We start from the raw sequence: 12,405 nt of genomic DNA on the forward strand, positions 1-12,405 counted from the left end.
ATGTAACTGATTGTCCCGAGGAAAATAGGTTGTTTTAATATAATTTTTTTGTGGAGTTGCCGCTCCTTTAAACGCATCAAACTTAATAGCGATGTGAGGCTGCTTGCGTACTGAGATCAAAATGATGATAAGTCCTATTTTGATCAAACTATAGACAGGCCGTTAAAATTAATTCTTAAAAATGACCGTTAGAGAAACAATTAAGTCAAAAAAGAAATTTTTAATATGAGGTGAATGAATTGAGTAATCAGATTCGAATTATCCCGTTTGGTGGCGTGCGCGAAAACGGGAAGAATATGTATGCGCTGGAAGTTAATGATGATATTTTTATTTTGGATTGTGGTTTAAAGTATCCCGAAAATGAGTTATTGGGAATTGATATTGTCATTCCTGATTGGAATTATTTGCGGGAACACGCAGATCAAATCGTCGGTGTGTTTTTGACACATGGGCATGCAGATGCAATTGGCGCATTGCCATACTTCGTCAGTGAATTCAATGTGCCTGTTTTCGGTTCAGAACTAACGATTGAATTAGCAAAGTTGAATGTGGAGAATGATTCAAAGTCTAAGCAATTTAACGACTTTCACGTTGTTGATGCTGATACAGAAATCGATTTTGGAGAGGAAACAGTCTCGTTCTTTAAAACGACACACAGTATTCCAGAATCTCTCGGGATTGATGTTAAGACACCGCTTGGACAAGTTGTTTATACGGGAGACTTTAAGTTTGATCAAACCGCAGCGCCTTTTTATCAAACCGATTTAGCTCGTTTGGGTGAAATTGGTAAGAACGGCGTCGTTGCCTTATTAAGCGATTCGGCCGGAGCGGAACAATATGGCGAATCAGCAACCGAAAATCAGATTGCCAACTTTGTTAAGGACCAGTTTGCTGCACACGAGGGTCGAATTGTAGTTGCCAGTGTTGCGTCTAACATTTTACGAATGCAACAGATTTTTGATGCCGCTGCTGCGACGGACCGTAAAGTCGTATTGATGGGTCACGATTTGGAAAAAATTGTACGGACAGCAATGCGCTTGGATAAGTTAGAATTGCCATCTGATGATCTGTTGGTTAACCCCAAAAACATGAAGTCTTTATCACCTGAACAGACCGTTATCTTGGAAACTGGCCGAATGGGCGAACCCATTAAGGCGCTTCAGAGAATGGCAACGGGTGAAGATCGTTATGTCAAAATTGGTGAGGGTGACCTAGTTTTCATTACAACCACACCGTCGCATGCAATGGAAACGACGGTTGCTAAGACACGTGATTTAATTTTCCGTGCAGGCGCACATGTGCAAGCCATTTCTGATAGTTTGCAGTCGTCCGGTCATGGTTCACCAGCAGATTTACAGTTAATGATCAACTTTATGCATCCGGATTATTTCATTCCAATCCAGGGTGAGTATCGAGTTCTGAATCGGCATGCTAAGTTGGCAGAAGAAACGGGTATTTCATCTGACCATATCTTCTTAACGCAACGTGGCGATTCACTCATTTATAATGGTGAGGCACCAATGCATCTAGCAGAGAGCATTGAAGTCGGCAACACGATGATTGACGGAATTGGTGTCGGTGATATTGGCAATATTGTGCTTCGGGATCGTAAGATTTTATCTGAAGATGGTATTTTTATTGCAGTGGTCACGATTGATCGTAAGAAGAAACAAATCGTCGCCGAACCTAAACTGACATCTCGAGGATTTGTCTACGTGAAAGCTAGTCGTGATTTAATGCGTGAGGCTAGTGAATTGGTCACGAAAACCGTTCAAGATAACTTGGATAACAAAGAATTTGACTGGGGTCATTTGAAGCAGGATGTGCGCGAACATCTTGGTCGTTATTTATTTGATCAGACCAAACGTCATCCAGTTATCTTACCGGTGATCATGGAAATGAACCAACACGCCCATCATGCCCGGACAAAGAAAAATACAGCAAAAAAAGCAACTGAACAGGAGTAATTTATGTCGAAAGACACATTGAATGGTCGCCAGCGTGAAATGTTTGATAAAGCTAATCAAGCTTATCAGGACAAAGATTACGCGCAGGCGGCTTCTTTGTTAGAAAATATTTATAATGAAGTTCAAGATCCACAAATCAATCATTTATTGGTTGAGTCACTATATCTACATGAAGAATATTCGAGAGCGCGTGCTTATGCGGATGATTATTTGAATAGTTATTTAACCACCGCAACTGATTTCCGGTTTTTACTAACGTTATTGTTGCGCGTGCATGAATTCATTCTCGCTCATGAAATTGTTGCGGGTGTTCATGATGAGAAACTCAAACAAACGGGTCTTGAGATGATTGAAGGGGCCGAAAATGAGGCTCGTATGGACACTAAAGCGACCCTGACAACGATTGCTAAGCAGTTTTACCACATGAGTGACTATTCAGCGGCTGAGCAACAGGGACGTTTTCAGGCCGCACTAAAGTTGCCATTAACAGAATTCAAACAGGGAGCACAATATTTGCTGGTTGATCCTTATTTGCATCCACTATTTGTTGTTAGCATTTTGGAAGTTTTTCAACGGTTGCACGAAGAAACCACGGTAACATTTCAATGGTTGGATAAAAAACGTTATACAGTGGTTCCCAATCAACTTAATTCGTTACAGGATGATCAAATGTACAAACAAGTACAACAATCACTGACGGAAAAGTTAGCGGCTAAAGATCCTGTGGCTTACAATCTGTTGAGCCAAGAAGTGCGGTTGCAATTGACGTTGACTTATCCGTTTGTTAGTCGGGTAGTCACGGACGCAGACGGGTGGGTGGATAATTTAATTGCAGTTTATCAAGGAAAGCCATCTAATAGTTCCAACGAGATTGCAACGTGGCAGTCACGGCTGGAAAAATTAACAGCTGAATTATTGGCTAATGATAATCAAGGCTAAGAACTTATAGACTGAAACTGCCTGCCGTTGTTAAAAATTTGTGGCTTTTGTGTTTACAAAAGTCATGGCAGTATATATAATGTTTAAGGATTCTTGGGCTGAGACAATGAAAACTCAGTGTTTTCATTTTGTTCTCAACCGAGGATGTAGTATACTATTTTATAAAGACTTGTCAGGGCATACCTGACATTCTTCTATCACACACTGGAGGTTTTCATTTTGGCTAAAGAACATTATGAAAGAACTAAGCCCCACGTTAACATTGGTACTATTGGCCACGTTGACCATGGGAAGACTACTTTAACTGCTGCTATTACTAAGGTATTAGCAGAAAAGGGATTAGCTAAGGAACAAGATTACGCTGCTATCGATGCTGCCCCTGAAGAACGTGAACGTGGTATTACGATCAACACTGCCCACGTTGAATACGAAACAGAAAAGCGTCACTATGCACATATTGATGCTCCTGGACACGCGGACTACGTTAAGAACATGATCACTGGTGCCGCTCAAATGGACGGTGCTATCTTGGTTGTTGCCGCAACTGATGGTCCTATGCCACAGACGCGTGAACACATTCTGTTAGCTCGTCAGGTTGGTGTTAACTATATCGTTGTCTTCTTAAACAAGACTGACTTAGTTGACGATGACGAATTAGTTGACCTTGTTGAAATGGAAGTTCGGGAATTACTTTCCGAATACGATTTCCCTGGTGACGACATTCCTGTTATCCGTGGTTCAGCTTTGAAGGCTTTGGAAGGCGACCCAGAACAAGAAAAGGTTATCTTACACTTAATGGACGTTGTTGATGAATACATCCCAACTCCAGACCGTGACATGGACAAGCCTTTCTTGATGCCTGTTGAAGACGTATTTACGATCACTGGTCGTGGTACTGTTGCTTCAGGTCGTATCGATCGTGGTACTATCAAGGTCGGTGACGAAGTTGAAATCGTTGGTTTACGTGACGAAACTTTGAAGACTACTGTTACTGGTCTTGAAATGTTCCGTAAGACTCTTGACTTAGGTGAAGCCGGCGATAACGTTGGTGCTTTGCTACGTGGTATTGACCGTGAACAAGTTGTCCGTGGTCAAGTGCTTGCTGCTCCTGGTTCAATCCAGACGCACAAGAAGTTCAAGGGTGAAGTTTATATCCTGACAAAAGACGAAGGTGGTCGTCATACACCATTCTTCTCAAACTACCGTCCACAATTCTACTTCCACACCACTGATATCACTGGTGTTATCGAATTGCCTGATGGCGTTGAAATGGTTATGCCTGGTGATAACGTTACGTTCACTGTTGAACTTATCGAACCAGCTGCCATTGAAAAGGGTACTAAGTTCACTGTTCGTGAAGGTGGACACACTGTTGGTGCCGGTGTTGTTTCTGAAATCGATGACTAATTTAGACTTTGTCTAAATGTTCATCAGTGTCAGTTAATGACATTCACGAGTGCTTAGCTTAGGCTAGGCACTTTTTTTATACATAATCCTAGTTAACCCCTCTCGATACACGTGTTTTTTAGCACATTTATTTACTTTCGCGGGTGGTTACGTTAAACTATTAGGCGTATGCAATTTATCAGAAGTTTGGTGACAAACTTCAACTGGAGGAATTTTTTAATGGTCGCTAAAGCAGAATTTGCTAAAAAAGAAGGCAACCAAGGCGAGTTGACTTTCTCAATCGCTAACGAGACGATCCAAAAGGGTTTGGATCAAGCCTTCACTAAAACTCGGAAACAATTAAACGTACCTGGATTCCGTAAGGGCAAAGTTCCTCGCGCTATCTTTAACCAGATGTACGGTGAAGAATCACTTTACAACGATGCGTTGAACATCGTTTTGCCAGACGCTTACTCAAAAGCTGTTGAAGAAGCTGGTATTACACCAGTTGATCAACCACAAGTTGATGTTAAGAGTATGGAAAAAGGTAAGGACTGGGTTTTGAAGGCTGACGTTACTGTTGCCCCAGAAATCAAGTTGGGTGAATACAAGGGTGTTACTGTGCCTAAGCAATCCACCACTGTTACCGCTAAACAAGTTAATGAAGAACTTGAAAAAATGCGCCAACAGCAAGCTGAATTGGTACTTAAAGAAGGCAAGGCCGCTGAAAAGGGCGATACTGTTGTTATCGACTTTGACGGTTCAGTTGATGGTAACCACTTCGATGGTGGTAAAGCCGACAACTACAGCCTTGAATTAGGTTCGAACTCATTTATTCCTGGCTTCGAAGATCAATTAATCGGTCACAAGGCTGATGAAGATGTTCAAGTTAAGGTTACGTTCCCTAAAGATTACCAAGCAAAGGACTTGCAAGGTAAAGAAGCTATCTTCGATGTTAAGATTCACGAAGTTAAGACTAAGGAATTACCTGACTTGGATGATGAATTCGCCAAGGATGTTGACGAAGACGTTGACAGTCTTGAAGAATTAAAGGCTAAGACTAAAGACCGTTTGAAGGAAGAAAAGAAGACGGCCGCTCACGATGCTGTTGAAGATGCTGCTATCAATGCGGCTGTTGACAACGCTGAAGTTATCGGCGGCAAGATTCCTGATGCCATGATGGATGAAGACATTCACCGTCAAATGGACCAGTACTTGGCTCAAATGGCTCAACAAGGGATCAACCCTGAAACTTACTACAAGATTACTGGTACTACTGAAGACGACTTGCACAAGCAATTTGCTCCTGATGCAGAACGTCGTGTTAAGACTAACCTTGTTTTGGAAGCTGTTGTTGATGCTGAAAAGATTGAAGCAACTGACAAGGATGTTGACGGTGAAGTTAAGAACCTTGCTGGCCAATACAACATGGAAGAATCAGCAGTTCGTTCTGCTTTGACACCTGACATGTTGAAGCATGATATTGCCATCAAGAAGGCTGTTGACTTAATTGCTGACAACGCTAAGCAGGAAACCAAAAAGGCAGCTGCTAAGAAGTCTGACGACGAAAAAAAAGATAAGTAATATCGTCTTACATTAATAACTGTCCTACAGAAAGTGAGTGACCAGTAATGGTTACTCACTTTTGTGTCAACGACAGAATAGTGCAAGTCATTAGCTGTTTTTCTAATTATCTGCTATTATGTTCCTAGTTTAGGTGCCATGTAATTTATGGACGGCCTAGGATTAAAAGAGAGCGAGGGTGCTAATGTTTGATAATACCGATCCTAATGGTCCAGTAACTTGCTCATTTTGTGGAAAGTCACAAGATCAAGTAAAGAAGATTGTTGCCGGACCTGGCGTGTACATTTGTAACGAATGTATTGATCTGTGTAAAGAAATTATTGATGAAGAATTTGCTGAAGACGCTGCTAGCCAAGTGTTGGATGTACCAACACCAGCGGAAATTGTTAAAACGTTAGACCAGTATGTAATTGGTCAGAGTGAAGCCAAGCGTACTTTATCCGTTGCTGTTTACAACCATTACAAACGGATTAATGATTTGAGTACAGAAGACGATGGTACGGAATTACAAAAGAGTAATATCAGTATTATCGGACCAACTGGTTCAGGTAAAACTTACCTGGCGCAAAGTTTGGCCAAAATTCTGAATGTGCCATTTGCGATTGCCGATGCGACGACTTTAACTGAAGCCGGTTACGTTGGTGAAGACGTTGAGAACATTTTGTTGAAGTTGTTGCAAAATGCAGATTACGATGTTGAACGGGCTCAGCATGGAATTGTTTACATCGATGAAATCGACAAGATTGCTAAAAAGAGTGAAAACGTCTCTATTACTCGTGATGTGTCGGGTGAAGGTGTTCAACAAGCCTTGCTGAAGATTTTGGAAGGCACGATTGCTAATGTTCCACCGCAGGGTGGTCGTAAACATCCACAACAGGAGTTCATTCAAATCGACACCACGAATATATTGTTTATTGTCGGTGGTGCGTTTGACGGCATCGAAAACATCGTGAAGAACCGTTTGGGTGAAAAGACGATTGGTTTCAGTACCGATTCTGCCAATAAGGATGAAGTCGCCAACATGACTGATAAGGACATCATGCAACATGTGATTCCTGAAGACCTGTTGGAATTTGGGCTAATTCCAGAATTTATTGGTCGTTTACCAATTCTTACAGCACTGGAAAAGCTAGATGAAGATGATTTGGTTCGCATTTTAACGGAACCGAAGAATGCGCTGGTTAAACAGTACACGAAGCTCATTGGTTTGGATGGCGTAAAGCTTGAATTTACGCATCCGGCCCTGCGAGAAATGGCAAAACTGGCCATTGCCCGTGATACAGGTGCTCGTGGTTTACGTTCGATCATGGAAGAAGTTATGCGAGACATCATGTTTGACTTACCAAGTCGAGACGACGTCGAAAAAGTGGCCATTACTAAAGAAACGGTCACTAAGCATGCACAACCAGATCTTGTTTTAAAGAGTGAAAAGGCCTCATAGTTTTACGAAAGAATGCGTTGAAGAGGAATGGCGTTAGCTTGCGGGCTGACGTCATTTTTTGTTTAACCCACCGGTTAACGTCATTAAAACGTCACAAAATTAAGAGCTTGCTATGCTATGATAGACACATTGAATTATAAAGCGTGTGACCAATTAAAAGGTCAGGTCACGATAAAGGAGCGTTCTACATGGAAGTGCATGATGTCGAGCTAACAATCAGCGCGGTGGCACCAAAACAATACCCAAAGGGATCTTTACCAGAGGTTGCGCTCGCCGGTCGTTCAAACGTGGGCAAGTCATCGTTGATTAATACTCTAATTAACCGTAAAGCGTATGCCCGAACTTCAAGTCAACCAGGGAAAACACAAACTCTCAATTTTTATAACGTTGAATCTACTGTTTACTTTGTGGATGTGCCTGGATACGGATTTGCCAAAGTTTCTAAAACAGCTCGAGAAAAGTTCGGACAAATGATCGAAACGTATCTGAGTACACGGGATCGGTTGCGCGGTGTGATTTTACTGGTGGATGCACGTCATGATCCCTCAGATGATGATATCAGTATGCATGAATGGTTGAGTTATTATAATATTCCGATGCTCGTTGTGGCGACAAAATCAGATAAAATTGCCCGCGGTAAATGGAATCAAGCTGAAAGCCGCATTCGTAAAGGACTTAATATGACGCCAGAAGATGCTTATATTCAATTTTCGGCGGAGACCAAACAAGGTAAAGACGCGGTTTGGAACTGGATTGAACAGCAAGCTGGGTTGGCTTAAGTCGGGTAAAAGTTAGAACGGGAAGAGTGAACAGAATGGAATTTAATGAGTATCAAAAAGAAGCTAAGCGGACGTTATTCGGAAACGAACAAGTGCTGACTAATATCACACTCGGTGTGGCTAATGAGGCTGGTCAGGTAGTTGACCTAGTACAGCGTTATACCTTTCAGGGTCGGACACTAGATAAAGAAAAATTAACACACGAGCTTGGTGATACACTTTGGTATCTATCTCAAATAGCTGAGTGGGCCAACATTGATTTTGAAGAAGTTGCCAAAAAGAACATTGAAGAATTAAATGATCGTTATCCAGATCCACAACATGCAAAGTGGGAATAGGATAAAAAAACAACCAGCGATTTTACGCTGGTTGTTTTTTTGCGACAAGGCTTACTTGTCGGCTTTCTTTTTATCATCTTTTTTTGCTTCGTCTTTTAAATGCTCGCGCTTTAGTGGCGTTTTGTTCGGGTCCTTAATATCATCAGGATCGACAGCAAATTGGTCAAACAGTTTATCTAAGTCTGTTTGCCGTTTGAAAGTTAAACCCATGTGAATTGCTCCTCTCCAAATCTAAAAACTAAGTTGGGCTAATTGTAGCAGATTTTGCTTAAAAACGAAAATGTACAAATTTTATGCATTATAACTTGCATATATTCGAAAATAATGCATAAAACTAATTATTTTTGCAAAATGGTTGCATATTATTTCATCTAATCGTATACTCATTTACATTGTAAAACTTGATACGAGGGGCGAAACAGATGAAAAAAATTTCGAAATGGTTACTTCTGGTCTTGACGATTGTCGTGACCTTGGGTGTAACCGGTAATATGAACACCAAAGCGGACAGCAATACACCAGCAACGGACCAGTACTTGAGTAAGGTGAAAGCGAAGGGTGAGCTGGTTGTCGGAACAAGTCCTGATTTTCCACCTTACGAATTCACCAAAAATATCAACGGCAAATCCAAAGTTGTCGGGATGGACATGGAAATTTCCAAAAAGGTTGCCCATGATATGGGCGTGAAGTTAGTTATTCGCCGGATGGATTTTGATTCTTTATTGGTCGCACTCCAGACTGGTAAAGTTGATATGGTCATCGCGGGAATGAGTAAGACACCTAAACGGGCTAAGAGTGTCGACTTTAGTAACGTTTACTACAAGGCCGGCGAAGACCTAGTTATCAAGAAAAGCGATTTAAAAACGATCAAGAGTTATAAATCGTTAGCAGGAAAAGCAATCGGAGCTCAGACTGGTTCCATTCAGTACAACTTGGTCAAGAACCAAGCCACCAAGTCAACGCTGAAGGGGATGGACAAGGACACCGATTTAATCCTTGCACTGCAAACGAATAAAATCGATGCAATTGCTTTGGATCAGCCAACTGCTGAGGCCTATGCAAAGAACACTGATGGCTTGGTCGCCATTAACGCTCACTTTAAAGACGAAGGCGAACAAGGCTCAGCCATTGCCTTTCCCAAGGGCGCACAGTCTTTGGTTAATTCGGCAAATAAATCAATTGCTGAAATCAAAGCGAAAAATTTGATTCATAAACAATATTTACCAAATGCTGGTAAATACTTGGCAACTGGAAAGTCTAAATCGGCTAAGGCAGCCAACTCAATGTGGGCTTACAAAGATTTCTTTATTGCCGGAGTTGGTTACACGCTGATGATTTCAGCAGTATCTGTTGTCATTGGTTTCTTGCTAGGTACTTTGTTAGCCCTAATGCGGTTAAGCAAGAACAAGATTGCTAATGGTATTTCAGTTAGTTACATTGAGTTTGTGCGGGGCACGCCACTGATGGTTCAGATTCTGTTTATCTACTTTGGGTTAGGCCTCGTGGTTAACATTCCGGCACTACTTTCCGGGATTATCGCGGTTTCATTGAATTCTGGGGCGTATGTTGCTGAAGTTATCCGTTCTGGGATCAGCTCTATTGCCGTTGGTCAAACGGAAGCGTCTCGTTCACTTGGTTTATCAAGGTCGATGACAATGCGGTTTATCATCCTGCCACAAGCGATGAAGAACATTTGGCCAGCATTAGGGAATGAATTTGTTTCCTTGATCAAGGAAAGTTCAATTGTTTCCATTATTGGGGTTAAGGATTTAATCTATCAGTCACGAATTGTTCAGGCAGATACTTATCGTGGAGTTATGCCCTTACTGATTACCATGATTTTGTACTTTATTATGACGTTTGGCCTCTCACGGCTGATGAAGTTCTTTGAAGGGAGAATGACACATGAATAACGAAACGGCGACGCCAGTACTAGAAGTGAAGCATCTGAAAAAAGTATTTGGTAAAAACGAGGTCTTGAAAGATATTAATGAGCAGGTTAGTAATGGTCAGGTGATTTGCTTAATTGGCCCATCTGGTGCTGGGAAAAGTACCTTTTTACGTTGTTTAAACATGTTAGACCAGCCGACTTCTGGTGAGGTTTTGTTTGAAGGTCAGGACTTAACCAAATTAGACGATAAACAGCTAGACAAGACACGTGAAAACATGGGGATGGTGTTTCAGAGTTTTAACCTGTTTCCGCATAAAACAGTTATCGAAAACATTAAGCTGGCCCCAGTTAAAGTTAAGGGCGAAGACGATGCAACGGCGACCGCGACGGCAGAAAAGCTGTTGAAACAAGTTGGTTTGGAAAATAAGGCCGATGCTTTTCCAGCCAGCTTATCAGGTGGACAACAACAACGGGTAGCCATTGCGCGGGCCCTAGCCATGAATCCTAAGGTAATGTTGTTCGATGAGCCAACGTCTGCACTTGATCCTGAAATGGTCGGTGAGGTATTGAAAGTCATGCAGGATCTTGCCAGCGAAGGGATGACAATGGTAGTTGTCACGCATGAAATGGGCTTTGCCCGTAATGTGGCCGATAAGGTTTGGTTCATGGCGGATGGCTATATTCAAGAGTCCGCTGAACCTAAAATATTCTTTGAACATCCCGAAACTGATCGCGCGAAGGACTTTCTTGCCAAAATTCTTGAGGCATAAACATCAGGTTTCAAACTATCGATGATTCAGTTTTTCTTAATCATGAGAGATAATTTTGGAGGCAAACATGGAAGACGCTGCTGCATTAAAGATTTTAACGGATTTAATTGCGATTCCGTCGGTTAATGATCGTGAATCAGAGGTTGCTGACTATTTGGCTGGCCTATTTAAGGACTTGCCGGCTCACATTGAACGTGTCACGTTTGCACCAGGCCGTGATAACTTAGTTGTTACAATTGGTGACCATGGTCCATTACTAGGGTTCTCTGGGCATGAAGATGTGGTTGCAGCTGGTAATGAAGCTGATTGGACCTTTCCGCCGTTTGCCGGCACAATTGATCAGGGTAATGTGTACGGCCGTGGCGCCAGTGATATGAAATCTGGTTTAGCCGCACAGGTGGTTGCAATGCTGGATCTGTTAAATTCAAATCAACCGCTGCCTGGGCGTCTTCGTTTGTTAGCTTCGGTTGGTGAGGAAACCGGTGAGTATGGTGCTGCTCAGTTGACGCAACAAGGATACGCTAACGACTTGGACGGACTTGTCATTGGTGAGCCCAGTGCGTTTGACATCAAGGTGACGCACAAGGGCGTTATTGACTATAAGGTTACCTCTCTGGGTAAGGGTTCCCATTCATCACGTCCTGATCAAGGCATCAATGCAATTACGCCACTACTGAAGTTTGCTGAACAAGCTGAATCAGTGATGGCAACAAACGATAAACGGGACGATGTATTAGGCGGACTAACGCATGTGATTAGTCAGATTGGCGGCGGTGAACAGATTAACTCAGTGCCAGCAAATGCTTGGCTAACCGGTAACATCCGGACAATTCCATCCTATCCAAACGATGAGGTCATGGCCCAGTTAGAAGACATTATTGAGTCGTTAAACCAGTCAGGTGCTAAATTAAGTATCAGTTATAGTTATCCCGAGCCACCATTACCCTCACAGGCTGGCACTAAATTAGCAGAAATCACACAGGCCGTTTTGAAAAACACCATTCATCGTGGTGGTGAGTTAACTGCTGGAACGGGTGCGACAGATGCATCAGAATATACGAAGGCAGGGCAGTTGCCAATCGTTATCGTCGGCCCTGCAGCAGGAACAACTGACCATCAAGTTAACGAAAACGTGGCCGTTGGTGACTATTTGACTGGATGCCATTTCTATCGAGCCTTGGCAGAAGCGTTCTGGGCACAAGCGGAAGAATAGGGTACCAGACAAAACTAATTTTAAAAAAGTTATTAATAAGGTCAGAGAGCGGGACATAACACGTTTTGGCTTTCTCAGGTATCGCGAATAAGGCGTT

General features: G+C 42.3%; 11 protein-coding genes. 10 read left to right on the forward strand and 1 reads right to left on the reverse strand.

Going from position 1 to position 12,405, the window contains the following annotated elements; genetic code table 11:
- The first annotated feature begins 239 nt into the window (after positions 1 to 239).
- The 7 genes from ABUE36_RS06790 (at position 240) to ABUE36_RS06820 (ending at position 8,434) form a co-directional block, all read left to right on the forward strand.
- Positions 240 to 1,967 carry a ribonuclease J gene (locus ABUE36_RS06790; protein ID WP_421017443.1) on the forward strand — a complete coding sequence of 576 codons (1,728 nt, stop codon included), beginning with the start codon at positions 240 to 242 and terminating at the stop codon, positions 1,965 to 1,967.
- 3 nt (positions 1,968 to 1,970) lie between these two features.
- Positions 1,971 to 2,906, forward strand: coding sequence for a hypothetical protein (locus tag ABUE36_RS06795; protein ID WP_421017444.1), 936 nt, complete (start codon positions 1,971 to 1,973; stop codon positions 2,904 to 2,906).
- 219 nt (positions 2,907 to 3,125) lie between these two features.
- Positions 3,126 to 4,313, forward strand: a complete 1,188-nt coding sequence (gene tuf, locus ABUE36_RS06800; RefSeq protein WP_161001185.1) for an elongation factor Tu — start codon at positions 3,126 to 3,128, stop codon at positions 4,311 to 4,313.
- A gap of 219 nt (positions 4,314 to 4,532) precedes the next feature.
- Positions 4,533 to 5,876, forward strand: a complete 1,344-nt coding sequence (gene tig / locus ABUE36_RS06805) for a trigger factor (protein ID WP_161001186.1) — start codon at positions 4,533 to 4,535, stop codon at positions 5,874 to 5,876.
- Between the two features lie 184 nt (positions 5,877 to 6,060).
- Positions 6,061 to 7,317: an ATP-dependent Clp protease ATP-binding subunit ClpX gene (gene clpX, locus ABUE36_RS06810; RefSeq protein ID WP_421017445.1), complete on the forward strand. Its 1,257-nt coding sequence runs from the start codon at positions 6,061 to 6,063 to the stop codon at positions 7,315 to 7,317.
- Between the two features lie 188 nt (positions 7,318 to 7,505).
- On the forward strand, positions 7,506 to 8,096 hold the full coding sequence (gene yihA, locus ABUE36_RS06815; protein WP_161001187.1) for a ribosome biogenesis GTP-binding protein YihA/YsxC: 591 nt from the start codon (positions 7,506 to 7,508) through the stop codon (positions 8,094 to 8,096).
- A gap of 35 nt (positions 8,097 to 8,131) precedes the next feature.
- Positions 8,132 to 8,434: a nucleoside triphosphate pyrophosphohydrolase family protein gene (locus ABUE36_RS06820; RefSeq protein WP_161001188.1), complete on the forward strand. Its 303-nt coding sequence runs from the start codon at positions 8,132 to 8,134 to the stop codon at positions 8,432 to 8,434.
- Between the two features lie 51 nt (positions 8,435 to 8,485).
- Here ABUE36_RS06820 and ABUE36_RS06825 read toward each other — a convergent pair whose 3' ends face one another.
- Positions 8,486 to 8,644, reverse strand: a complete 159-nt coding sequence (locus tag ABUE36_RS06825) for an SPJ_0845 family protein (protein ID WP_017262019.1) — start codon at positions 8,642 to 8,644, stop codon at positions 8,486 to 8,488.
- Between the two features lie 212 nt (positions 8,645 to 8,856).
- Between ABUE36_RS06825 and ABUE36_RS06830 the strand changes: the two genes are divergently transcribed.
- The 3 genes from ABUE36_RS06830 (at position 8,857) to ABUE36_RS06840 (ending at position 12,308) form a co-directional block, all read left to right on the forward strand.
- Positions 8,857 to 10,347: an ABC transporter substrate-binding protein/permease gene (locus ABUE36_RS06830; protein WP_421017446.1), complete on the forward strand. Its 1,491-nt coding sequence runs from the start codon at positions 8,857 to 8,859 to the stop codon at positions 10,345 to 10,347.
- On the forward strand, positions 10,340 to 11,095 hold the full coding sequence (locus tag ABUE36_RS06835) for an amino acid ABC transporter ATP-binding protein (protein ID WP_161001190.1): 756 nt from the start codon (positions 10,340 to 10,342) through the stop codon (positions 11,093 to 11,095). Before ABUE36_RS06830 ends, ABUE36_RS06835 begins: the two co-directional genes overlap by 8 nt.
- A 67-nt stretch (positions 11,096 to 11,162) precedes the next feature.
- Positions 11,163 to 12,308 (forward strand): ArgE/DapE family deacylase, encoded by a 1,146-nt coding sequence (locus ABUE36_RS06840; RefSeq protein ID WP_161001191.1) that lies wholly within the window; start codon positions 11,163 to 11,165, stop codon positions 12,306 to 12,308.
- Positions 12,309 to 12,405 lie beyond the last annotated feature (97 nt).

The sequence above is a fragment of the Furfurilactobacillus cerevisiae genome (assembly GCF_048961765.1).
GTDB classification, from domain to species: domain Bacteria; phylum Bacillota; class Bacilli; order Lactobacillales; family Lactobacillaceae; genus Furfurilactobacillus; species Furfurilactobacillus milii_A.

Bases quoted from the DNA above. Each gene is read 5' to 3' on its own strand.
- ABUE36_RS06795 (WP_421017444.1), top strand. From the start codon at position 1,971: ATGTCGAAAGACACATTGAATGGTCGCCAGCGTGAAATGTTTGATAAA.
- tig (WP_161001186.1), top strand. From the start codon at position 4,533: ATGGTCGCTAAAGCAGAATTTGCTAAAAAAGAAGGCAACCAAGGCGAG.
- clpX (WP_421017445.1), top strand. From the start codon at position 6,061: ATGTTTGATAATACCGATCCTAATGGTCCAGTAACTTGCTCATTTTGT.
- yihA (WP_161001187.1), top strand. From the start codon at position 7,506: ATGGAAGTGCATGATGTCGAGCTAACAATCAGCGCGGTGGCACCAAAA.
- ABUE36_RS06820 (WP_161001188.1), top strand. From the start codon at position 8,132: ATGGAATTTAATGAGTATCAAAAAGAAGCTAAGCGGACGTTATTCGGA.
- ABUE36_RS06825 (WP_017262019.1), bottom strand. From the start codon at position 8,644: ATGGGTTTAACTTTCAAACGGCAAACAGACTTAGATAAACTGTTTGAC.
- ABUE36_RS06830 (WP_421017446.1), top strand. From the start codon at position 8,857: ATGAAAAAAATTTCGAAATGGTTACTTCTGGTCTTGACGATTGTCGTG.
- ABUE36_RS06835 (WP_161001190.1), top strand. From the start codon at position 10,340: ATGAATAACGAAACGGCGACGCCAGTACTAGAAGTGAAGCATCTGAAA.
- ABUE36_RS06840 (WP_161001191.1), top strand. From the start codon at position 11,163: ATGGAAGACGCTGCTGCATTAAAGATTTTAACGGATTTAATTGCGATT.